Here is a 24,274-nt window from a genome sequence, read left to right as displayed (position 1 = left end):
GCTTTTTAGATCGTGGCTACCCGTACCCACTACTCCCCTGAAGGCCCCAGGAAACGTGTTTCACTGACCTTCGTGATGGAAGGGTTATCTAATGCGATAAAGCGCAGTTCGATGGGATGGCTAGGTTGTGAAAGATTGTCCGCATCGGCGGTGAGTGCTAGACGCAGGCTGCGTGTTTCAAACGCCGCCACCTCTAAGGTATCCACTCCCTGCAGACGAAGCCCTGGCAACCCCGAGGCTGATACCGCGTAATGATGGGTTTGGCCATCTTGATTGCGCAGCGTCACGTTGTAGTAATTGATAATGCGACCCTCTACCGTGCTTTCAAACAATGCCTGACGGTCGCGGGCAATCTCTACATCAATGGGCACCCGGGCGTTCAAGAAACCGACTAACAGTACCACCATGGAGAATAACGCCGCCGTATAAGCCAACAGCTGGGGGCGCCAAAAACGGGTCGCTTTACCTTCCAGAACACGCTCGGTGGTGTAACGAATCAGGCCCAGCGGTTTATCAATCCGCGCCATAACGCTGTCGCAGGCATCGATACACGCCGCACAGCCAATACACTCGTATTGCAGCCCGTCACGAATATCGATACCGGTGGGGCATACCTGAACGCAGAGTTCACAGTCGATACAGTCACCGATTCGAGTTGCCTCAACACCCTTTTGAGAATGGTGACGGCGCGGCTCACCACGGGCAGCGTCGTAGGAAACAATCAGCGTATTAGCATCGAACATCGCTGACTGAAAGCGCGCATAGGGACACATATGCAGGCATACCTGATGGCGGAGCCAACCGGCATTCAAGTAGGTAAACAGGGTAAAGAAACCGATCCAGAACAGCTCTAAAGGGTGCATGTCCAGGGTAAACATATCCACCACTAACGCTCTTATCGGCGTGAAGTAACCAACGAAGGCTATTCCCGTTGCCAACGCAATCAGCAGCCAAGCCGCATGTTTGGCGGTTTTGCGCCATAGCGTATTCAAACTACGCGGTGCTTTATCAAGCCGAATGCGCCGGTGCCGAGGCCCCTCCAGGCGATGCTCAAACCAGATAAACAGAAACGTCCACACGCTTTGCGGGCAGCTGTAGCCACACCACACTCGCCCAGCCACTACCGTGATCAAAAACAACCCAAAAGCGCACAGCACCAGAATCCAGGTGAGCAAGATAAAGTCCTGTGGGTAAAACGTCGCCGCAAACAGGTGGAACTCCTGGGCTGAGAGGTCAAACCACACCAGCGGCCGATCACCCCAATTGATCCACGGTAAGCCGAAATAGAGCGCCATCAACAGCCAGTTAGAAAAGCGCCGGATACGCTGAAAAAAGCCGCTTATTTCTCGCACATAAATATGCCCGAGCTTCGGTGGCTTGCTACTGGGAGGCCGAGAGTTGGGCGACTTAGACGGAGGCGTATGGTGTTCAACCGCCGCCTCGGTAGTCAGGTCTTGCAGTGGAATGCGTTGCGTCATACCGATATCCAAAAAAGAGAGAATGGAGGTTTATGCGGTCGAGGGGCGTCGCGAGGTAGATGATTAAGCATTTGTTAGAAGGCGCGACTTTTAAGTTAGCCGCTACTATGCTCATACAGGGATGGCACAAACAGATGCAGTTTTAGAGAAATAAGGCGTATCAGTTAGCACTAGCCTCTCATACAGCTGCTTTCTGATATGCTGTTTATTACTATATTTGAGCCTGTTTTACGCTTCGCACATGCGGCACAGTGGTGCTTTCTATCAGCAGAGAGGCGCGCTGTGCCAGCTAACACTGTGATGGAGCATTCGGGCGTTTTACTCAATGCACCGACGGTTTATCCCATGAAACGCTACGAACAGTTTGCCGATGAGATAGCGACGCTGATTCGCCAAGGTGTGCTTGGCCCAGGGGAACGAATCCCCTCGGTGCGCCAGGCTAGCCGCCATCACGGCATTAGCCCTTCTACGGTGTTCCAGGCTTACTATTTACTTGAGAACCGTGGGCTTATCACTGCAAGGGCACGCTCGGGGTATTTTGTGCGTGAACACGCCCGGCGTCTGCTGGACGAACCGCGTGTAACGCTGCAGCCCACCGACCCAGCAGAGGTAGAAGTCAGCGAGTTGGTGTTCTCGGTGCTTGGCTCGCTTCAGGATGACCGCACGGTGCCCTTTGGATCGGCCTTTCCCAGTCCTGAGCTGTTTCCGCTTTCGCGCTTGAGTATCAGTATGACGCGGGGGTTACGGGCGCTTTCGCCCCAACAGGTGGTGGCTGACATGACCACCGGGCATACCGATCTGTGTCGGCAGATTGCCCTGCGCTACATGCTGGGCGGCATTCAACTGCCGATGGAAGAGCTGGTAATTACCAACGGCGCGATGGAGGGCCTTAATCTAGCCCTACAGTGCGTTACCGAGCCGGGCGACTTGGTGGCAATCGAGTCCCCAGCGTTTTATGCCAGCCTGCAGGTGTTGGAGCGGCTAAAACTTCGTGCGGTGGAGATACCCGTTCACCCACGGGAGGGCATCGACCTAGAGGTGCTGGCAGAGCGGCTAGAGACGCTTCCGATCAAAGCCTGCTGGTTTATGAGCCATCTGCAAAACCCAATCGGCGCCAGCCTGAGTAAAGAGCGCAAACAAGTGCTTTATCAGCTGCTAAAACAGCACCAAGTGCCGATGCTAGAGGATGATGTGTATGCCGAGCTGTATTTTGGCAGCACGCCGCCCGTGCCAGTCAAAGCCTTCGATGATGAGGGTTTGGTCATCCACTGCAGCTCTTTCTCAAAGTGCTTAGCGCCGGGCTACCGGGTAGGCTGGGTAGCGGGCGGTCGCTATGCTCAGGCCATCTCGCGGCTAAAGCTAATGACGACGATTTCGCCTTCCGTGCCCGCTCAGGCAGCCATCGCTGACTACTTGCAGCATGGCGGTTATGACCGCCATTTGCGCAAGCTCCGCCATGCCCTGGAAGCCCAACAAGGCAGCATGCTGGCAGCAGCAGATCGCTACTTTCCTGCCAATACTCGCATCACCCGTCCGGCGGGCGGCTACTTTTTATGGGTGGAGTTTCCCGAGCAGGTAGATTCGTTGCGGCTATTCAATACGGCGCTCGACCATGGCGTTAGCTTAGCGCCGGGCCCAATCTTTTCCGCGACCCAGCAGTTTCGCCACTGCGTGCGCCTGAGTTACGGCCACCCCTGGACACCTAACAGTGAGCGCGGCATGGAAACACTAGGCAGGTTATTAAGCCTCTTTTAGCGGGTACTCCAAACGCCATCTCCTTTCGACTGATCCGGTTTTTTAGTGAAAAACTGAGTCTGTTATGAAACACAGCGAAAGATAGACTGTTCCGATGAAGCCACACAGCGGCTATACCGGCCCACTATTTAGTTAAGACAGTGGCTGTCAGCGGAGGAAGCGCCATGTTCGGAATCGCGGCCATTGATCTGGCCAGGGTGCAGTTTGCCTTTACCATCTCCTTTCATATTATTTTTCCCGCCATCACCATCGGTTTAGCCAGCTACCTGGCCGTGTTGGAAGGGCTATGGTTAAAGACCCAGCGGGATACCTATCGTCACCTTTACCACTTCTGGTCAAAAATATTTGCCGTCAATTTTGCCATGGGCGTGGTCTCGGGCATTGTGATGGCGTACCAGTTCGGTACTCACTGGAGTGGCTTTTCCGCCTTTGCGGGCAGCGTCACGGGGCCTCTGCTCACCTACGAAGTGCTCACGGCCTTCTTTTTGGAAGCCGGTTTTCTGGGCGTCATGCTCTTTGGCTGGGAGCGCGTCGGCCGGGGCCTGCACTTTTTTGCGACCTGCATGGTCGCACTCGGCACCCTCGTGTCGATGTTTTGGATTCTCTCTTCCAATAGCTGGATGCAAACCCCGCAAGGCCACGACATCGTCAACGGTGTGGTGATCCCCGTTGATTGGATGAAGATTGTCTTCAATCCGTCTTTCCCCTATCGCCTGGCCCATATGGCGCTAGCGGCCTTTTTAAGCACGGCGCTGTTTGTCGCGGCCTCTGCTGCCTGGCTGTTGCTAAGAGGCAGACCGTCGCCTGAAGTGCGCACCATGCTCTCCATGGCATTGCTCATGCTAGCGATCACTGCTCCACTGCAGGCCGTAGTGGGTGACTTGCACGGCCTTAACACCCTGGAGCACCAGCCTGCCAAGATCGCCGCTATCGAAGGGCATTGGGATAACAGCAGCGGTGAACCTACTCCGCTCATTCTATTCGGCTGGCCCGATATGGCGGGTGAAGAGACCCGTTTCAAGTTGGAAATCCCCGTGCTGGGCAGCTTGCTATTACAGCACAGCCTGACCGAACAAATTCCCGCTCTTAAGGAATTCACCCCAGAAGACCGGCCCAACTCGACCATCGTGTTCTGGAGCTTCCGGCTGATGGTCGGGCTAGGGGTGTTGATGATTGTGCTTGCCATCGTGGGCAATACCCTGCGCGCGAAAGGTCGGCTATACGAGTCTCGCCGCTTTCTACTCTTCACTTTATGCATGGGGCCAGCGGGGCTAGTGGCATTACTGGCGGGCTGGTTTACCACCGAAGTGGGCCGTCAGCCCTGGGTGGTTTATGGGTTATTAAGAACCGCCGATGCCGCTTCAGCACACAGCGCCCTCCACCTCAGCATTAGCTTAACCGCCTTTGTGGTGGTTTATCTGGCGGTCTTCGGTGCCGGCGTTATCTACATGATGCACCTGGTGAACAAAGGCCCAGGCGATCCCTCTGCGCCCGCCTTAGGTGGCCCAGGCCATCACCGCACACCCGCCCGGCCTCTCTCGGCGGCTAACGAGACGCTGACGGCTCACTAACAATTCGCTAATAGTTATGAGGGGTGCATTATGGGAATCGATCTATCGCTCACCTGGGCCATTATCATTCTGTTTGGTTTGATGATGTATGTAGTCATGGATGGTTTTGACTTAGGTATTGGCCTGCTTTTTCTGCGCGTGCATGACGAGCAGGAGCGCGACATTATGATGAATACGGTTGCCCCGGTGTGGGACGGCAACGAAACCTGGCTGGTACTTGGCGGTGCGGGGTTATTCGCCGCCTTTCCCCTCGCTTACGCAGTGGTGCTGGAAGCGCTGGCCATTCCGCTAATCGTGATGCTGCTGGGGCTGATTTTTCGTGGCGTCGCCTTTGAGTTTCGCTTCAAAGCATCCCCCGAGCGGCGCCATGTGTGGGACAAAGCCTTTATTGGCGGCTCGCTGCTGGCGACCGTTGCACAAGGGGTTGCCTTGGGCGGCTATATTCAGGGTATCGCCTTCGATGGCGTGCGTTTTAGCGGTGGGTCGCTGGACTGGCTCACGCCTTTTTCGCTGCTTTGCGGCGTTGGTCTACTATTTGCCTATGCGCTGCTGGGCAGCACCTGGCTGATAATGAAAACCGAAGGCGCCCTGCAACAGCGGATGTACCGGATCACCAAACCGTTGATGCTCGGGCTGCTGGTGATGATCGCCCTAGTCAGTGTATGGACACCGCTGGCTTACCCGAATATTGCCGCCCGCTGGTTTTCGCTACCCAACCTGCTGTGGTTTTTACCGGTACCGCTGTTAGTCATGCTGGTAGGTTGGTGGCTATGGCGTGCTATCGCCTTTCAAGACACCGCCCTGCCCTTTGTGTTGGTCTTAGCGCTGGTATTTTTAGGCTACAGCGGTCTGGGCATTAGCCTGTGGCCAACGATTATACCGCCCGATGCGTCTATCTGGCAGGTCGCCGCCCCCGCCCAAAGCCAAGGCTTTGCCTTAGTAGGCACGCTGTTTATTCTGCCGATTATCTTGATGTACACCGCCTGGAGTTACTACGTCTTCCGCGGCAAGGTAAAACCTGGCGACGCTTATCATTAACCCCCCCTATCCCCTGTTGCATTGAGGAGTAAGACAATGAAGCCTCTCGCCAAGCGCCTGGGCTGGTTAGTCACCATCTGGCTTTCGAGTGTGGGTGTTCTATTGCTGATTTCATTGGGACTTAAGTTTGTGATGGGAATGGCGGGATTGACCAGCTAACGACCTCTTTTGCACCCATAGCTCAAAAAGAAAATGCTGAATCCTTTCTCAGCAAGGATCCAGCATTTACATCTACTTCAACAGCGGCTTGTTAACACTCAATAGCATTAACCGCTAATCCACCTTTAGATGTTTCTTTATACTTATCCAACATGTCTTTCCCTGTATCACGCATGGTACGAATCACTTTATCTAACGATATAAAGTGAGTGCCATCGCCGCGTAATGCCATCTGAGCGGCATTGATCGCCTTTACCGTTGCGATGGCATTGCGCTCGATACAGGGAATCTGAACTAACCCACCCACAGGGTCACAGGTTAATCCTAAATTGTGCTCCAAGCCGATTTCGGCCGCATGCTCTACTTGTTCGGGAGTGCCCCCCATCACATCAGCCAAGCCAGCGGCTGCCATGGCACAAGCTGATCCAACCTCCCCCTGGCAGCCCACTTCGGCGCCGGAGATTGAGGCATTTTTCTTACACAGAATGCCAATGGCGCCTGCCGCCAGCAAAAAATCCACCACGTTTTTCTCACAGGCATTGGGCTGAAACTTCATATAGTAGTGTAAGACGGCGGGGATGATGCCTGCGGCGCCGTTGGTGGGCGCCGTGACCATGCGCCCCCCTGCGGCATTCTCTTCGTTAACGGCGAGGGCAAAAATGTTCACCCACTCCATCGCTGAGAACGTTGAGGCGATCAGGCAATCGTTCTGCTCTGCCGCTTGAAGATGCTGGTGAAGCAGCTTAGCCCTGCGCTTAACGTTTAACCCCCCCGGCAATACCCCTTCGTGGGTTAATCCATTGTCGATGCATTCACACATCACTTTCCAGATACGCCACAGTTCGTTTCTGACCTCCTCCTCCGTCCGCCAGACTTTCTCATTTTCCAGCATCAGCCGGCTGACACTTAGCTGCTCTTTTTTACATAGCGCCAAGAGCTCGTCTGCCGTATCGAAGTTGTAAGGAATGGTAACGCCACCCAAATCGTCCAGTGGCATATCCACCTGGGCCTGTTCAACCACGAAGCCGCCGCCCACCGAGTAATAGGTATTTTCATACACCAAGTCGCCCTGATGCGTAAAAGCCGCCAGCTTCATGGCATTAGGGTGATGAGGCAAGCTCTCTTCATGAAAATACAGGTCACTCTCCCAAACAAACTTCACTTCTTTTTGTCGACCAAGCTGTAATGACTGACTCTCTTTAAGCGCCTGAATGGCTGGCTCAATAATCGAGGGATCTATTGTGCTAGGGCGTTCACCCATCAATCCCATAATAATTGCGTTATCGGTGGCATGTCCGATACCCGTGGCGGACAACGAGCCATAAAGATGGACTTCAAGATGCCCTACCTCATCGAGCTGGCTGTTTTCGCGCAGGGTTGTGACATACTTAAAAGCCGCCTGCATGGGCCCGACGGTATGGGAACTGGAGGGGCCTACTCCAATCTTAAAAAGGTCGAAAACACTGATAGGCATTGGAGCACCTCTTGACGTATAAACAGGGGAAAAATCAGGCGGTGCCTGACAATTTCAATAAGTTATTGATGTGATGATAAATAAAACTAATCTATCTTTTATTGATGATATTTTTATATTTATAAAATGATACTTTTAGGCACGATTTATCACAAATAACTTCTCAAACATAACAAGGGGTTACGTATCGATCTGGCAAAAGCTTAGCAACGACAGCACCCCAGTTATAAAAGCGCGCTCAAACTTTTTGCGTTTATTAACAACAGCATTAGGCAAAAGCATTGGTTACCAAAAAACTAGTTGCCAAAAACGACTGTGCGCCCTGAATAAAAGAACACGCGGCGTTCCAAGTGATAGCTAATCGCTCTAGCCAGGGTGAGGCACTCGATATCACGCCCCTTGGCAACCAGATCCTCCGGGTAATGGGTGTGATCCACAGGCTCGACACCTTGGGCAATAATCGGCCCTTCATCAAGGTCATTATTAATGTAGTGCGCCGTTGCGCCGACCAGCTTAACCCCTTTCTCATATGCCTGATGATAAGGCTTGGCGCCTTTAAAACCGGGCAGCAGCGAGTGGTGAATATTGATCGCCCGTCCGGCTAATAGTTCACACATAGAAGGGGAAAGCACCTGCATATACCTTGCTAGCACCACCAATTCAGCGTCGGTATCCGCGATGATTTCGCGTACCTGGGCTTCCTGCTGCAATTTCGTCTCGGGCGTGATCGGCAGGTAGTGGTAGGGCAAATCGTGCCATGCTGCCAATGGCTCCAGATCAGGATGATTGGAAATCACCGCTTTGATATCCAGAGGAAGCTGCCCTGTCCGATAACGGTAGAGCAGATCATTCAAGCAGTGATCGGCCTTGGAGACCATAATCACAGTGCCGGTGCGTTTGCCAGGGGCCGTCAATTCGAACTGCATATCGAATTCGCTTGCCCGCGCTGAAAAATCGGTATGAAAGCGCTCTTCATGAAACTCATCTTGCTCTGGGCGAAACTCGGCGCGAATGAAAAAGCGCCCGCCGAGCCGATCATCGAAAGAGTTGAGTTCAGTGATGTAGCACTGCTGCTCTTTTAGAAAGCGGGTGACGACGTCCACCGTTCCCAAACGACTAGGGCATTGGGCGGCCAGTATCCAGGTATCGCTCATTCGGCTCATAGTGCATGCTTCTCAGTTAGCGGCAGACCGTTGCGGAAGATCATAGCGGCCGGAACAGCGCTCCGGCCTGCCCGCTTATTGTTGTACGTTAATGCCGAATTCTGTCCCGGCATCCAGCAACCAGCGATAGCAGTAGTCGGCAAAACTGCGCCGCACCACTAACTCCCAGCGCTCGTCACTGGGGCGACGAAGAATAGTGGTCGCCTTAGCGAAGACGGTAGTGACACCTTTCCCCACCGGGAAATTGCTGGGATGAACATCGTAGATCACCGTTTTCATCAATAGCTCTCGGGCTGCTTCGCCGGAAAGCTCTAATAGCGTCTGGCCGCCGCTGACGTCGCTAATCGCGAAGTGGGCACTGCCCAATTGCTCGCGCAGCTTGGTCTCCAGTGGAAACTCTTCGCCACCTGGCACGATGACCAGCCACTCGTCCGGGGAGAGCCACTGGATAGAACGTTCACCGCTGGCATCTTGTACCAACGCCTGGGGTTGCCCAGGCAAGCTGATTCCCAGCACGTCGCGCACCGCCTCGTCGAGCACGATGGCACCACCCCGCAGGATCAAATGCCCAAGCATTGCCCGCTCGCGCAGCTGAAGCCGGCTTGGGCCGCCGGTCTGGGGCGCACCGCTGCGACGATAGCTATAGGCTAACGGGGATTCTACCGGGATAGCGGTATCAGTACGGGTGTCGAAGGTGGCCGCGTTAGACATGCTGGCGCTCTCCCTTGGGGTCGTAGAAAATGGTGCTGACGATTTCAGCCTCATGGGTTTGTCCATCCGCCATGGGCAGGTAGACCGTCTCGCCTAGTTTCTGATGGCCACCCTTAACCACCGCTAGCGCAAACCCTGAGTCCAGGATCGGGCTGTAGTAGCTGGAGGTAACATGGCCCACCATCGGCATAGGGATCGCATGCTTGGGATCAAGCACGATCTGGGCTCCCTCTTCGAGAATCACCTTCGGGTCTTTCGGCCTGAGTCCCACCAGTTGCTTGCGGTTCTCACGCTTGGTGTCACTGCGCGTCAGGGCCCGCTTACCAATCCATGAGTAGGGTTTGTCGTAGCCAACGCACCACTGCATGCCTAAGTCTTCCGGCGTAACGGAGCCGTCGGTTTCCTGACCCACGATGATGAAGCCCTTTTCAGCGCGCAGAACGTGCATGGTTTCGGTGCCATAGGGCGTCAAGCCATACTTCTCGCCATGCTTGAACAGGGTCTGCCACACATGCATGGCGTAGTTTGCCTGAACGTTGATCTCGAAGGTCAGCTCGCCGGTAAAGGAGATGCGAAAGACCCGTGCAGGCACCCCCGCCACTTTCCCAGATCGCCAATCCATAAACTTAAAGCTATCGCGGTCAAGATCGAGATCACTGATCTCAGCGAGCAGCTTGCGCGCTTCCGGGCCGGTGATCGTCATGGTGGCCCAGTGGTCAGTCACTGAAGAGAAGTAGACATCCAGTTCCGGCCATTCGGTCTGATGCCACAACTCCAGCCACTCGAGGATGGCCGCCGCGCCACCGGTGGTGGTGGTCATCAAAAAGTGATTTTCAGCCAGACAGCTGGTCACACCGTCGTCGGTGACCATGCCATCGTCTTTGCACATCAGGCCGTAGCGGCACTTGCCGACTGCCAGCTTCTCCCACTTGTTGGTATAAATCCGCGCCAGAAACTCACGCGCATCTGGCCCTTGAATATCGATCTTGCCAAGCGTCGAGGCATCGAGAATACCGACCTTCTCGCGCACTGCCAGACACTCGCGAGCCACTGCCTCCGCCATACTCTCGCGTTCGCCATTGACGGCCCCTGCGCGTTTTTGTGGATAGTACCAGGGGCGCTTCCACTGGCCGACGTCCTCGAACTCGGCGCCACGCTCCACGTGCCACTGGTGAAGCGCGGTGTAGCGTTCGGGATCGAACAAATCACGGCAGTGGCGACCGACGATGGCGCCGAAGGTCACCGGGGTATAGTTGGGACGGAACACCGTGGTGCCCACCTCGGGAATGGAGCGATTCAAGCAACGGGCGGCAATCGCCATGCCGTTGATGTTGCCCAGCTTGCCCTGATCCGTACCGAAGCCCATCGCGGTATAGCGCTTGATGTGCTCGATGGACTCGAAGCCTTCCCGGGTCGCAAGCTCGATGCCCGCCGCGGTGACGTCGTTCTGCAGGTCGACGAACTGCTTGGGGCCGCGCAGCGTGGGCTTCTCGTGAGGCACCTGGAAGAGCGCCACTGCTGGCCCCTGCTGAAGGCGCTCGGCGCTTGGCAGAGTGACCGTCTGAACGGCATGGCCCATGGCGGCCGCTGCCTTGATGCCCGCCTCGACACCTTCCGCCAGCACGTCTCCCAGCGCATAGCAGCCGTTGGCACCGCCACACGCCTGAACGCCCTTCACCAGCCCCGGCACGAAGCCGAGAATATCGTCGCGCCAGGTAGGCCGCGCGCCAGTGTGGGATGCCAAGTGAATCACCGGGCTGTAGCCGCCGGAGCTGGCGATGGTGTCGCAGGCCAACTCCTGAACCGGGCCGGTCACTTTGAAAGCGTCAATATCAATCTTGGCGACCCGCGCTGCAGTAACCCTATTGCTGCCCTTCGCCTCGATAACGGCGCTGCCCGTAATAATCTTGATGCCCTGGGCGCGAGCGGTATCGACCCAATCGCCCACCGGCGCCTCGCGGGCGTCCACGATAGCGACGACCTCACAGCCAGCCTCTTTCCAGTCCAGGGCAGCGCGGTAGCCGTAGTCGTTGCTGGTGGAGAGTACCAGCTTGCGGCCCGGTGCCACGCCATAGCGTCGGATGTAGGTCGACACAGCGCCAGCCAGTAGGTTGCCCGGCACGTCATTGCCCGCGTAGACCAGCGGACGCTCGTGAGCACCCGTGGACAGGATCACCTGGCCAGCGCGTACCCGGTGCAGGCGCGCACGTACCTGACGGTGGCCATTTTCCACCGGCGCCGTATCGCCCAGGTGTTCGGTGCGCCGCTCATGCAGGGTAACGAAATTGTGATCGTGATAGCCGTTGGCCGTAGTACGCGGCAGCAGCGTGACGTTCTCGCAGCTCGCCAACTCGTCCAGCACCCGGGCAACCCACTGATCCGCCGGCTTGCCTTCTAGGGTTTCGCGGCTGGCCAGCAGCGAGCCGCCCATCTCTTCCTGCTCATCGGCCACCATCACCCGAGCGCCGCTGCGCGCGGCGGCCAGCGCTGCCGCCAGACCCGCGGCGCCTGCGCCGACGACCAGCACATCGCAGTGCTGATTGAAGTGATCATAGTTATCCGGATCGGCTTCCATGGGGCTGCGACCCAGCCCCGCCGCCTTGCGGATGTACTTCTCGTAGGTCAGCCACATCGAGGCCGGCGCCATAAAGGTCTTGTAGTAGAAGCCCGGCGGCATGAACTGCCCGCCCAGCTTGCCGAACAGGCCCATCAGGTCGCGCTGTACGTTCGGCCAGCCATTGGTACTGCTGGCGGTCAGGCCGTCATATAGCGCCTGCTGGGTGGCGCGTACATTGGGCACCTGGGCCGCTTCACTGCTGCCTAACTGTACGATGGCATTGGGCTCCTCGGCGCCCGCAGCGACAATGCCGCGGGGCCGGGAGTATTTAAAGCTGCGGTTAACGATATCCACACCGTTAGCCAACAGCGCCGAGGCCAGAGTATCCCCGGGATGCCCTTGGTATCGCTGGCCGTTAAAGGTAAAGCTCAACGTGCGGGAGCGATCGATACGGCCACCCGTGTTAAGGCGGTACACTTGTTGCTTGGACTGGCTCATGCCCGCACTCCTTCTTGTTGGCTTACCGCAGCGCCCTCGCGGGCCTGGCTCTGGCTATCAGCGGTAATCGACGGCTGCTCGCCCATTTTGTAAGTCTCGAGAATCTCGTAGCTCACGGTGTGGCGCGTCACGTTGAAAAACTTGCGGCAACCCACCGCATGCACCCACATTTCATGGTGAACGCCACGGGGGTTGTCACGGAAGAACAGGTAATCCCCCCACTCTTCGTCACTACACGCCTCGGGCTCCTTGGGGCGCTCGATATGCGCCTGGCCCTTGGGGTGGAATTCCTCTTCCTCACGGTGTTCGCCGCAGTAGGGGCAGTAGATATAGAACATGCGAATACTCCTCTCGTATGAACCCTAGTGGGCCACGCCGGCAGCGCCGTGTTCGTCGATCAGCGCACCGCTATGGAAGCGGAACATGGAGAACGGCTCGGCGATGGGGTGCATTTCCCCCTTGGCCAGGCTGGCAGCGAATACATGCCCCGACCCTGGTGTGGCTTTGAAGCCGCCGGTACCCCAGCCGCAGTTGAAGTACAGACCCTTCACCGGCGTTTTAGAGATAATCGGACAGGCATCCGGGCAAGTATCGACGATACCGCCCCACTGACGGTTCATGCGTACCCGAGAGAAGATCGGGAACATTTCAACGATCGCCTGGAGCGTGTGCTCCACGGTGGGATAACTGCCGCGTTGACCATAGCCGTTATAACCGTCGATGCCTGCGCCAATCACCAGGTCGCCCTTGTCGGACTGGCTGATGTAGCCATGCACCTGGTTCGACATCACCACCGTATCGAGAATAGGTTTGATCGGCTCAGAGACTAAGGCTTGCAGCGGATGGGACTCCAACGGCAAGTTAAAGCCGCCCATTTTGGCCAGCACGGAGGAGTTACCGGCAGTCACACAACCGACGGTTTTGGCTTCAATATCGCCACGGTTGGTGTGTACACCGTAGATCTGGCCATCACGAATTTTGAAGCCGGTGACTTCGGTCTGCTGGAGAATATCCACGCCGTGGGCATCGGCACCGCGAGCATAGCCCCAGGCCACGGCATCGTGGCGAGCCACCCCCGCGCGCGGCTGCCAGGAGGCACCCATTACCGGGTAACGCGCGCTTTTGGAGCAGTCCATAATCGGCACTAGCTCCTGCACTCCTTTGGCGTCTAAAACTTCACCGTCAATGCCATTCAGCCGATTGGCATTCACCCGACGCTGGATATCGCGCATGTCCTGCAGGGTATGCCCCAGGTTGAGCACCCCCCGCTGGGAGAACATGACGTTGTAGTTAAGGTCTTGGGAAAGCCCTTCCCACAGTTTCATGGCGTGTTCGTAAAGCGCAGCGGATTCGTCCCATAAGTAGTTGGAACGCACAATGGTGGTATTACGGGCGGTATTACCACCGCCCAGCCAGCCTTTCTCAATCACCGCCACGTTCTTGACGCCGAACTCTTTCGCCAAATAGTAGGCCGTGGCCAAGCCGTGACCGCCACCACCGACGATGATTACATCGTACTGCTTCTTGGGTGTGGGGTTGCGCCACTGGCGCTCCCAGTTCTCGTGGTGGCTCAGCGCGTGCTTGACCAGGCCGAAGCCGGAATAGCGTTGCATAGTGGTCTCCTCAGTTCAGCCGCGCCGGGCCCTGCCGGCAAGCCGATTCAAGCAATGGATTCGACGGCTTCAGCGGCGGACTCAGCGTAGACAGGATGCTGGGCACACACGTCGGTCACTTTGGCTTGCACCTCGGCTTCAATGGAAGCCGTGTCTTTGCCTGCAGCCAGCTCGTCCAGGATGTCGCAAATCCAGTCCGCTAGTTCGCTACACTCCTCAGCATCGAAGCCGCGCGTGGTGACCGCAGGGGTGCCGATACGCAGGCCGGAAGTCACGAAGGGGCTTTGGGGATCATTAGGCACCGTATTCTTATTAACGGTGATATGCGCGCGGCCAAGGGCTGCATCCGCATCTTTACCGGTAATGCCCTGGCGGATAAGCGAAACCAAAAAGAGGTGGTCGTCGGTGCCGCCGGACACCACGTCGTAGCCACGCTCCATAAACACCTTGGCCATGGCCTGAGCGTTATCGATCACCTGCTGCTGGTAGCGCACAAACTCCTGGTTCATGGCTTCCTTAAACGCCACCGCCTTAGCGGCAATAACATGCATCAGCGGGCCGCCCTGCTGGCCTGGGAAAACCGCGCCATTAAGCTTTTTATACAGCGCTTCGTCGCCATCGGCGGAGAGAATCAAGCCGCCGCGGGGGCCGCGCAGCGTTTTATGGGTGGTGGTAGTTACCACATGAGCGTAAGGGAGCGGGCTCGGATAGAGGCCAGCGGCTACCAGGCCAGCGACGTGGGCCATATCGACCATCAACCAGGCGCCTACCTCATCGGCGATGGCGCGAAAACGGCGCCAATCCACCACGCGAGAGTAAGCGGAGAAACCCGCGATGATCATCTTCGGCTGGTGCTCGCGAGCTAAGCGCTCGACTTCTTCGTAATCGATCTCGCCGGTTTCCGGCTTGAGGCCATACTGCACGGCGTTGTAATGCTTACCCGAAAAGTTGGGTGCAGCACCATGGGTTAAGTGGCCGCCGTGGGCCAGACTCATACCCAATACCGTATCGCCCGGCGATACCAGTGCCATGAACACAGCGGCATTGGCCTGGGCGCCGGAGTGCGGCTGCACATTGGCATAATTGGCACTAAAAAGGTGGCAAGCCCGCTCAATTGCCAAGGCTTCAACCTTGTCAACGAACTCACAGCCACCGTAGTAACGGCGACCTGGATAGCCTTCTGCATACTTGTTGGTCAGCTGTGTACCTTGCGCTTCCATGACAAGTTTGCTGGTATAATTTTCGGAGGCGATTAATTCAATATGCGCTTCTTGGCGAACCGTTTCTTCAGCAATTGCTTCAGCAAGCAACGTGTCGTAACTGGCCAAACGTGCATTGGGGGAAAAATTATTCTGAAGCATTACCGCCTCCTCATTAGTCACTTTTTTATTAAGTGCTGGATATACTCTTTAATGCTGATAAACCCCGGCCGCTAACCAAAGTCCCTATCAACGCGTTCTTACCGCGATACTATCGTTGGAGTCCGGGCCCAAGATGCTTGCCGACGTCACCACGCGATGTATTTGCGACATCGGCAAGATTTAGCCAATAACACGGCTGACGCCGCCCAAAAAGCAAAGCGCCCTAGACGGGAAGTAACCGTTTAGGGCGCTTAAAACTAGGCAGCAAGGTGCTTGCCGGGGCTAAAAATCGACGATTAAATCCCCCTTCGGCCGACTGCAGCACGACAGGATATAGCCTTCTTCGACATCCTCATCGGTAATGCCGCCGTTATGCTCCATTTCCACTTCTCCCGACTTGAGCTCCACTCGGCAAGTACCGCAAATCCCCATGCCACAAGCTTTGGGGATATGCAGACCCAGCTTGGCCGCCGCCGCATGAACCGTCTCCCCCGGCTGAATACGCACACTTTTCCCTGAAGAGGCAAACTCGATACTAAACAAGTCGCTGGTGTCGACATTTTCGGCATCAACCTCTGCCTGTTCGGCCAGCTCAAGGACATCTTCACGTACCTCAACCGGCGTAGCGCCAAACGACTCCTCATGGTAGTGATCCATGTTGAAGTTGTTGACACGAAGAATATTTTTGATGGCGTTCATGTAAGGGGTCGGGCCGCAGCAGAATATCTCCCGCTCCATAAAGTCCGGCACAATGAGTTCGAACAGCGGCTGGGTAAGGTAGCCACGGTAGCCGGCCCAGGCCTCGCCGATATCCTCTTTGTTCTCGCAAATAATATGCAGCTTGAACTCGGGAATACGCGAAAACATATGCACCAGTTCACGATGATAAATCACATCGCGAGGGGCACGGGCGCTGTGTATAAATTCAACGTCAACAGCGGCGTTGGTATCAAACAGCCAGCGCGTCATGGACATCAATGGGGTAATGCCCACCCCGCCAGAGAGAAACAACACTTTTTCGGCAGGAAAATCAATGGAATTGAAGTTGCCTACCGGGCCATGCACGACCAGCTCGTCGCCCACTTTTAGGTTCGCATGCAGCCAGTTGGATACCTTGCCCCCTGGCACTTGTTTAACGGTGATTGAAAAGCTGTAAGGGATGGAGGGAGAGCTGGAAATGGTATAGGAGCGCATGATCGGCTGATTATCAATCTCCAGCTCCAGCGTCACGAACTGACCGGGCTTGAAGAAGAACAGCACGGGCTGCTCGGCCATGAAGCAGAACGTGCGCACATCCTGGGTTTCTTGAATCACCTTGACGCAACGCACCTGGTGGCGGCCGTTGGTCCAGGTTTGGGTCGTGACCGGATTGAAAAAATTAGTTGTCATTGTCGCCTCTGCCTGACCAGCCTTCATCACCATGCATCGCCGAACCGTATTTGCGATACGGTCAGCACCTTTGAGCTGCATTTTGGGGACGCGCCTGCCGACCGACTTACCTGACAGCGACTCGCACTTACCTCGTGCCACTCTTTATCGTTTAGAAACCTCTTTTTTCGTCGCCACTACGCCATCTAATGTCGCGGGCAGACAATTGGCAGGCCAGCGCCTGCAACACAATCGGAGCCTGACGTCAGGCCACATTTGAATCAAACGCCAGGTTACGCAACAGAACAACAAGATACGCAGTCTTGACTATCGGCCGATTCGCAGCCCTTGAGGGGGGAGCGGAGGTTTACGAGGATACTGGTAATGGAAAAAAATGTTTCTAATCGGATGGATGATCCACTCACTGCAGCTCGTGACTCAACGGTTCAGATGCTGCAAGAAAGAGGACGTACCTTTTCGCTTCCACAGCCGTTTTACAACGATGCCCGCCTGTTCGCTCTTGATGTGCAAGAGGTCTTCGAAAAGGAGTGGCTGTTTGCCGGCATGACATGCGAGATCCCTACCAAGGGTAATTTCATGACATTGGATATTGGCAATAATCCCATCGTCATTGTGCGCGGCAGTGAAGGCGCTATTCATGCGTTTCACAATGTTTGCCGCCACCGCGGTTCGCGCCTTTGTGTAAAGGATAAGGGTAAAGTTGCAAAGCTCGTCTGTCCGTATCACCAGTGGACCTATGAACTTGATGGCCGCTTGTTGTTTGCCGGTAGCGATATGGGCACTAACTTCAATCTCGATCAATTTGGCCTCAAACCGGTCAACGTGCATACAGCCGGAGGCTTCATCTTTATCAACCTGAGCGATGAACCGCCTGCGATTGATGATTTTCTGCAAACGCTTGAGCATTACCTTGAGCCGTACCAAATGGACAACGTCAAGGTTGCCGTCGAGTCCAGTATCGTCGAGCAAGCCAACTGGAAGCTCGTCATCGAAAACAACCGCGAGTGCTATCACTGCAACGGCGCTCATCCTGAGCTGCTGAACTCATTGCAAGAGTTTGATGACACCGAGGATCCGCGTGCAACGCCTGCCTATAAGGAACTGGTGGCATGCAAACAAGCAGATTGGGATGAGGAACAAGTTCCCTATCAGTTGAAGCGCTTTGGCAAACGCAATCGACTGACCCGCACGCCGCTGCTGGATGGCATTGTCTCCATGACAATGGACGGTAAACCCGGCTGTAAGAAACTAATGGGCCGATTAACAAGCCCTGATATGGGCTCACTGCGCATTCTGCATCTGCCCAATTCATGGAATCACTTCATGGGCGATCACGCGGTGGTATTTCGCGTGCTACCGCTTGGCCCGCAGCAAACCGTGGTGACCACTAAGTGGCTGGTTCATAAAGATGCCGTAGAGGGCGTTGATTACGACCCCGACCAACTACGTCGGGTGTGGGATGCGACCAACGACCAGGATCGCCAACTCGCCGAAGAGAACCAGCGTGGCATTAACTCCAAGGCTTACCAACCCGGCCCTTACTCCGAGACCTATGAGTTCGGCGTTATCGACTTTATCGACTGGTACGCCGCCCGCATGCTCGAGAACCTAGGATATGATGCGCCGACGTTACACTTAGCCCAAGGTTAAAACTTGAAGGATCAAGGCAGCGACGTTTACCGTCACTAGGACTTAGCCAGAGTAGCTGACAACGTGTACACATAAGAGACACCTGTGTACACTTTGCCACACTATTCCTAGACTATTCTTAGAGATCTGCTCAATGCCATCCACCGATATTCCCGCTGCCAAGGGTTCTCAAGACGTCTGGCTTGATGCGGCGTTTGAGCTACTACTGGAATCGGGCGTCGATAGCGTACGCATTCTTTCCCTGGCCAAGCGACTAAAGCTTTCTCGAACCAGTTTCTACTGGTTCTTCAAGGATCGCGAGGCACTGCTGGAGGCACTGATCGCACGCTGGCGTGAAAAGAATACCCAAGGGCTAGTGCATCAAACCGAAGCCTATGCCGAGAATATCGTCGAGGCGATGCTCAATGTCTTCGACTGCTGGCTGGATCCTAAACTGTTCGACTCTCCGCTAGAGTTCGCCATGCGCAGTTGGGCGCTACAGTCAGCGTCAGTAGTGAGTGAAATCGATGCGGCTGATGCCACCCGTATCGAAGCACTGGCGCGCATGTTCCAGCGCTACGGCTATGATCCGCTGGCGGCCAACGTTCGTGGCCGCACCATCTACCTAACCCAGATCGGCTATATCTCGATGAAGACCCAGGAACCGCTCGAGGTGCGCATGCAGCGCATCCCCGCCTATGTCGAAATCTTCACCGGCCAGCCGCCTGGATCCAGGGAATTGCAACGCTTCCATGCCCGCCATGGATATTATTCTCCAACCGGTACTTACTAGCCCACAGCAAGCCTGATCGGCTAACACCACCTACCTCCCAGCCGTGCCAGCGGTTAAACATGCTCGCCTCGAAATGTACATCATTGAACATTTAATTGACAACAATGAACATTAGCACCTAGATTTATTAAATACACAATAAAATAGAGCGCTACCCATGGTTAACGATCCGCTGCTGCAGCCCTTCCAGCTCAAGCATCTCACCCTGAAAAACAGGCTTATGATGACAGCCCATGAGCCCGCTTACCCTGAGGATGGGATGCCCAAGGCACTCTATCGGGCCTATCACGTCGAGCGCGCCAAGGCAGGCCTTGGCCTGACCATGACTGCCGGATCCGCGGCGGTAGCCAAGGACAGTCCTCCAGTGTTCAACAACATCCTCGCCTATAAGGATGAAGTAGTGCCCTGGATGCGTGAGCTGACCGACGCCTGTCACGAGCACGGCACCGCAGTGATGATTCAGCTCACCCACCTGGGCCGGCGCACCCGTTGGGATAAGGGCGACTGGCTGCCAGCGGTGTCGCCTTCTCATCGTCGTGAGGCGTCCCACCGCGCTTTTCCCAAGCAGGTAGAGGATTGGGATATTGAGCGCCTGATCCGCGACTACGCCGATGCCGCCGAGCGTATGCACGCCGCCGGTCTCGATGGCATCGAGCTACAGGCCTATGGTCACCTGATGGATCAGTTCTGGTCGCCGCTGACCAATACCCTTGAGGAACCTTATGGCGGCGATCTCGATAACCGACTACGTTTCACCTTCGACGTGCTGCGCGCTATTCGCCAGCGGGTGGGTGAAGCGTTTATCGTAGGCGTGCGCTACACCGGCGACGAGATGCTGCCGGGCGGGCTGACCTCCGGCGATGGGATGGAGATATCGCGACGCTTGAAGAGTAGCGGCTTGGTCGACTTCCTCAACGTGGTTCGCGGCCACATCGACACCGATGCAGGGCTCACCGACGTGATTCCCATCCAGGGCATGCCCAGCGCCCCGCACCTGGATTTTGCCGGCGAAATACGCCGTGAGATCGACTTCCCCACCTTCCATGGCGCCAAAATCCAGGATGTCGCCACTGCCCGTTATGCCATCGCCTCAGGCAAGGTCGACATGATCGGCATGACCCGTGCCCACATGGCCGACCCGCACATCGTGCGCAAGATCGCCGAAGGGCGGGAAGAAGAGATCCGCCCCTGCGTCGGCGCCAACTACTGCCTTGATCGCATCTATCAAGGCGGTGCCGCCTACTGCATCCATAACGCCGCCACCGGGCGAGAAACCACCATGCCCCACACCATTCCCAAGGCGGCACAGCAACGGCGAGTCGTGATTATCGGCGCAGGGCCAGCAGGGTTGGAAGCCGCTCGTGTTGCCGGTGAGCGTGGCCATTCGGTGGTGGTGTTCGAAGCCGCCAGCGATGCTGGAGGGCAGATACGTCTTACGGCGCAGAGTGAGCGACGTCGCGAGATGATGGGCATCATCGATTGGCGCCTGGCGCGCTGCGAAGCACTCGGCGTAGAGATCCGCTACAACGTCTGGGCCGAAGCCGAGGACGTGCTCACCGAAAAACCCGATGTGGTGATCGTAGCCACCGGCGGCTATCCCTTGGAAGATCAACCCGCGATGGGTAGCGACTTAGTCGTCAACACCTGGGACATTCTTTCCGGGCACGTGCCGCCGGGCAAACGGGTATTGTTGTTCGACGATGCAGGCGACCATGCAGCCCTGCAGGCGGCGGAGATCATTGCCGCCGCGGGGGCCGAGCTCGAGATTATGACGCCGGATCGCACCTTCTCCGCAGAGATCATGGCCATGAACCTGGTGCCCTACATGCGTTCCCTGCAGCGTGCCAACGTCACCTTCACCCCGACTTACCGGCTGAAGTCCGTGCAGCGCGACGGCAGTGAACTGCTCGCCGGGATCACCAGCGACTATGCCATTCATAGCCAGCAGGATAGTGGGCATGAGCGGCGTATCGACCAAGTGGTCGTCAACTACGGCATCACACCGATGGCCGATATCTATTTCGAGCTAAAACCGCACGCCAGCAACCGCGGCGAAGTGAATTACGATGACCTGATCGTGGGCGCCCCCCAGACCGTGACTAGCAACCCGGATGGCCGCTTCCAGCTGTTCCGGATCGGCGATGCCGTCGAGTCCCGGAACACCCACGCGGCCATCTACGACGCGCTCAGGTTGGTCAAAGACCTTTAATACAACCGCCGATCCACTATCTATATAGCTCCACCATCAGCGGGCAACTTTCCGGCAGAGGCAAGGCTGCAGGCCGCATATTTGAACTCCGGAATCTTGCCATAGGGATCCAGCGCTGGATTAGTCAATAGATTCGCTGCTGCTTCCCCGTAACAAAAGGGTACGAAGACCATACCCTCTGGCATGCCCGGATCCGTCCTCACTTTGAGGGTGATGGCTCCTCGCCGGGTGGTGATCGTCAGGTCATCGCCTGGCGCCATCCCAAGCCGGATAAGCTCAGCGGGCGCCAAGCTCGCCACGGCTTCCGGCTCCAGATCATCGAGCACTTTGGCACGGCGGGTCATGGAACCCGTATGCCAGTGCTCTAATTGGCGCCCGGTAGTCAGCACCGTTGGGTAGTCGTTATCTACCGGCTCATCCGGTGGCAGTGGCCGCGTGGGTGCGAATTTCGCCCGGCCGCTGGCGGTGGGGAAGGCATCGCTGAAGACTACGTCTTGCCCCGGCGCGTCCTCTGCTGGGCAGGGATAGGTCACCGACTGCTCGCGCTCCAGACGCTCCCAGGAGATATGGTCGAGTGAGGGCATGCCGCGTTTCATTTCGGCGAAGACGTCCCGCGGGTGCTGGTAATCCCAACCCAGTCCAAAGCGTTTGGCAATCTCCTGAATGATCCACCAGTCCGGCTTTGCCTGGCCCGGCAGCGGCAGCGCCGCACGCCCCATTTGCACCTGGCGATTGGTGTTGGTGACGGTACCGTTCTTCTCAGGCCAGGCGGAGGCCGGCAGGATGACATCAGCGAACTGGGCGGTCTCGGTGACAAACAGATCCTGTACCACCAGATGTTCCAGCTTGGCCAGGGCGGCCCGGGCATGGGCCAGATCCGGGTCGGACATCGCCGGGTTTTCGCCCTGGATATACATGCCGCGAATGGTGCCCGCGGTGATAGCGTCCATAATTTCCACCACGGTGAGACCCGGCGTGGGATCCAGTTTGGTATTCCACAGTTCTTCGAACGCCGCACGAACCTGATCATCATTGACCGGCTGGTAGTCGGGCATGACCATGGGAATCAGCCCGGCATCAGAAGCCCCCTGAACGTTGTTCTGCCCCCGCAAAGGATGCAGGCCGGTGCCAGGGCGACCGGTCTGGCCGCAGGCCAACGCCAGCGAAATCAGGCACCGGGCGTTATCGGTACCGTGGGTGTGCTGGGAAATGCCCATGCCCCAGAAGATCATTGCCCGCTCGGCGTTGGCATAGAGCCTGGCCACTTCGCGGATGGTCTCGGGCTCAACGCCGCACAGGCCGCTCATCGCTTCGGGGGTCATGTCGACGGTATGAATTTTCAGGGCCTCGAAGCCCTCAGTATGCTCGGCGATATAAGCCGTATCATAAAGTTCTTCACTGATGACCACATTCAGCATGGCATTAAACAGGGCCACGTCGGCGCCCGGTGAAAAGCGCACGCTCAGGTGGGCGTAGGCATCCAGCGACTGACCACGGGGGTCGATTATCACTATCTTGGTACCGCGCTTGGCGGCCTGTTTAAAGAAGGTGGCCGCCACCGGATGGTTTACCGCGGGATTACAGCCGGTAAGAATCACCACGTCGGCCTGGCTGGCCTGCATAAAGGAGGCGGTGACCGAGCCTGAACCAATACACTCCATGAGTGCCGCCACGGAGCTTGCGTGGCACAAGCGGGTACAGTGATCCACATGGTTGGAGCCAAAGCCGGTACGCACCAACTTCTGGAACAGCCATGCCTCTTCGTTGGAGCACTTGGCGCTGCCGAACCCCGCCAGGGCATCAGGGCCATGGGCCGCTTTAAGGTTTACAAGCCCGCTGGCGGCAACCTCTAGGGCTTCATCCCAGCTCGCCTCGCGGAAATGCGTCAGGGGCTGAGCGGGATCAAAGTCCGGATCGATGCCCTTGGCAACGCCCTGGCGACGAATCAGCGGGGTGGTCAGCCGGGATGGATGGCGCGGATAGTCATAGCCGAAGCGCCCTTTAACACATAGCCGGTTCTCGTTAGAGGGGCCGTCGCGCCCCTCCACATAAAGGATCTCATCGTCCTTGATATGGTAGGTGAGCTGGCAACCCACCCCGCAGTAGGGGCATACCGAGTCGACCTTACGGTCGGCGACAGCAGAATCGCCGCGACCCGCCTGGTCGACCAGGGTAGCGGGCATCAGGGCGCCGGTGGGGCAGGCTTGAACGCACTCGCCGCAGGCCACGCAGGTGCTATCGCCCATGGGGTCGTCGAAATCAAACACGATCTTGGACGCCGCCCCACGGTGAGCCAGGCCGATAACGTCGTTAACCTGTACTTCGCGGCAGGCGCGCACACACAGGTTGCACTCGATGCAGGCGTCAAGATTGACGCGCATGGCAGAGTGGCTGCTGTCCTGCGCCAGGCTGTCCGCCCGGGACGCCACATGGTGCACGGTAGCCGTCTCACGCTCTTCGCGCCTGGGCAGCTTGCGGCGCACCGCCGTGGCATCAATGGCCAGCTGGTCAGCCATGGCCCAGAAATGGCTTGAGCTGTCGGGGCTCTCTTCCCGCTCAGGCTGGTCGACCAGCAGCATCTCCATGACCATCTTGCGGGCCGTGTGCGCGCGTTCGGAGTTGGCGCTATTGACCACCATACCGGGGGCTGCTTCGCGCAAACAGCTGGCGGCCAGGGTACGCTCGCCCTCGATTTCCACCATACAGGCGCGGCAGTTGCCGTCGGCGCGGTAGCCGCTGGCATCCTTGAAACACAGGTGGGGAATGGTCTCGCCGACGCGTTTGGCTACCTGCCAGAGGCTTTCACCGGGGTAAGCGCTGACCTCAACGCCGTCCAGCGTCAGGGTAAAGCGGTTGTTTGCGTTCTGTTCGCTCAT

17 protein-coding genes are annotated in these 24,274 nt (G+C 56.9%); 7 read left to right on the top strand and 10 right to left on the bottom strand.

The window, feature by feature from the left end; all coding sequences use genetic code 11:
- Positions 1-29 precede the first annotated feature (29 nt).
- On the bottom strand, positions 30-1,478 hold the full coding sequence (ccoG, locus tag HZS52_RS07230) for a cytochrome c oxidase accessory protein CcoG (protein WP_190374426.1): 1,449 nt from the start codon (positions 1,476-1,478) through the stop codon (positions 30-32).
- Positions 1,479-1,823: 345 nt separating this feature from the next.
- Here ccoG and mapR point away from each other — a divergent pair, with 345 nt between their 5' ends.
- The 4 genes from mapR to HZS52_RS07210 all read left to right on the top strand — a co-directional run bounded on the left by mapR (position 1,824) and on the right by HZS52_RS07210 (position 6,001).
- Positions 1,824-3,233, top strand: a complete 1,410-nt coding sequence (gene mapR / locus HZS52_RS07225) for a GntR family transcriptional regulator MpaR (protein WP_041159115.1) — start codon at positions 1,824-1,826, stop codon at positions 3,231-3,233.
- A gap of 164 nt (positions 3,234-3,397) precedes the next feature.
- Positions 3,398-4,804: a cytochrome ubiquinol oxidase subunit I gene (locus HZS52_RS07220; protein WP_190374425.1), complete on the top strand. Its 1,407-nt coding sequence runs from the start codon at positions 3,398-3,400 to the stop codon at positions 4,802-4,804.
- Positions 4,805-4,834: 30 nt separating this feature from the next.
- Positions 4,835-5,842, top strand: coding sequence for a cytochrome d ubiquinol oxidase subunit II (gene cydB / locus HZS52_RS07215; RefSeq protein ID WP_190374424.1), 1,008 nt, complete (start codon positions 4,835-4,837; stop codon positions 5,840-5,842).
- Between the two features lie 36 nt (positions 5,843-5,878).
- A complete protein-coding gene (locus tag HZS52_RS07210; RefSeq protein WP_082116842.1) occupies positions 5,879-6,001 on the top strand; it encodes a DUF2474 family protein in 123 nt (40 codons plus the stop codon).
- Positions 6,002-6,092: 91 nt separating this feature from the next.
- Here the strand turns inward: HZS52_RS07210 and HZS52_RS07205 are convergent, their stop codons facing one another.
- The 8 genes from HZS52_RS07205 to HZS52_RS07170 all read right to left on the bottom strand — a co-directional run bounded on the left by HZS52_RS07205 (position 6,093) and on the right by HZS52_RS07170 (position 16,767).
- Complete coding sequence (locus HZS52_RS07205; RefSeq protein WP_027958309.1) at positions 6,093-7,475, bottom strand: L-serine ammonia-lyase; 1,383 nt, start codon at positions 7,473-7,475, stop codon at positions 6,093-6,095.
- 296 nt (positions 7,476-7,771) lie between these two features.
- Positions 7,772-8,638, bottom strand: a complete 867-nt coding sequence (gene purU, locus HZS52_RS07200; RefSeq protein WP_022521486.1) for a formyltetrahydrofolate deformylase — start codon at positions 8,636-8,638, stop codon at positions 7,772-7,774.
- Between the two features lie 75 nt (positions 8,639-8,713).
- The gene (locus HZS52_RS07195) at positions 8,714-9,349 is read right to left on the bottom strand and encodes a sarcosine oxidase subunit gamma (protein ID WP_159177560.1); all 636 of its coding nucleotides are present in this window, start codon (positions 9,347-9,349) and stop codon (positions 8,714-8,716) included.
- Positions 9,342-12,404, bottom strand: a complete 3,063-nt coding sequence (locus tag HZS52_RS07190; RefSeq protein WP_190374423.1) for a sarcosine oxidase subunit alpha family protein — start codon at positions 12,402-12,404, stop codon at positions 9,342-9,344. The genes HZS52_RS07195 and HZS52_RS07190 overlap by 8 nt, the downstream gene beginning before the upstream one ends.
- Complete coding sequence (locus tag HZS52_RS07185; RefSeq protein ID WP_022521483.1) at positions 12,401-12,742, bottom strand: sarcosine oxidase subunit delta; 342 nt, start codon at positions 12,740-12,742, stop codon at positions 12,401-12,403. The genes HZS52_RS07190 and HZS52_RS07185 overlap by 4 nt, the downstream gene beginning before the upstream one ends.
- Positions 12,743-12,766: 24 nt before the next feature.
- On the bottom strand, positions 12,767-14,017 hold the full coding sequence (locus tag HZS52_RS07180; RefSeq protein ID WP_190374422.1) for a sarcosine oxidase subunit beta family protein: 1,251 nt from the start codon (positions 14,015-14,017) through the stop codon (positions 12,767-12,769).
- Between the two features lie 47 nt (positions 14,018-14,064).
- Positions 14,065-15,378 carry a serine hydroxymethyltransferase gene (glyA, locus tag HZS52_RS07175; RefSeq protein WP_022521481.1) on the bottom strand — a complete coding sequence of 438 codons (1,314 nt, stop codon included), beginning with the start codon at positions 15,376-15,378 and terminating at the stop codon, positions 14,065-14,067.
- A 282-nt stretch (positions 15,379-15,660) separates the two neighbouring features.
- Entirely contained in the window at positions 15,661-16,767 is a 1,107-nt protein-coding gene (locus tag HZS52_RS07170; protein ID WP_190374421.1) for an FAD-binding oxidoreductase, read from the bottom strand.
- Positions 16,768-17,130: 363 nt separating this feature from the next.
- Between HZS52_RS07170 and HZS52_RS07165 the strand changes: the two genes are divergently transcribed.
- The 3 genes from HZS52_RS07165 to HZS52_RS07155 all read left to right on the top strand — a co-directional run bounded on the left by HZS52_RS07165 (position 17,131) and on the right by HZS52_RS07155 (position 21,398).
- Complete coding sequence (locus HZS52_RS07165) at positions 17,131-18,417, top strand: aromatic ring-hydroxylating oxygenase subunit alpha (RefSeq protein ID WP_138800648.1); 1,287 nt, start codon at positions 17,131-17,133, stop codon at positions 18,415-18,417.
- Positions 18,418-18,550: 133 nt separating this feature from the next.
- A complete protein-coding gene (locus HZS52_RS07160; protein ID WP_027958318.1) occupies positions 18,551-19,189 on the top strand; it encodes a TetR/AcrR family transcriptional regulator in 639 nt (212 codons plus the stop codon).
- Positions 19,190-19,346: 157 nt separating this feature from the next.
- Positions 19,347-21,398 carry an NADH:flavin oxidoreductase gene (locus HZS52_RS07155; protein ID WP_190374420.1) on the top strand — a complete coding sequence of 684 codons (2,052 nt, stop codon included), beginning with the start codon at positions 19,347-19,349 and terminating at the stop codon, positions 21,396-21,398.
- Between the two features lie 20 nt (positions 21,399-21,418).
- Here the strand turns inward: HZS52_RS07155 and fdhF are convergent, their stop codons facing one another.
- On the bottom strand, positions 21,419-24,274 hold the full coding sequence (fdhF, locus tag HZS52_RS07150) for a formate dehydrogenase subunit alpha (protein WP_190374419.1): 2,856 nt from the start codon (positions 24,272-24,274) through the stop codon (positions 21,419-21,421).

This window comes from Vreelandella titanicae (assembly GCF_014697095.1).
In the GTDB taxonomy this organism is placed as follows: domain Bacteria; phylum Pseudomonadota; class Gammaproteobacteria; order Pseudomonadales; family Halomonadaceae; genus Vreelandella; species Vreelandella titanicae.
This window is presented reverse-complemented; position numbering and strand designations above follow the sequence as displayed.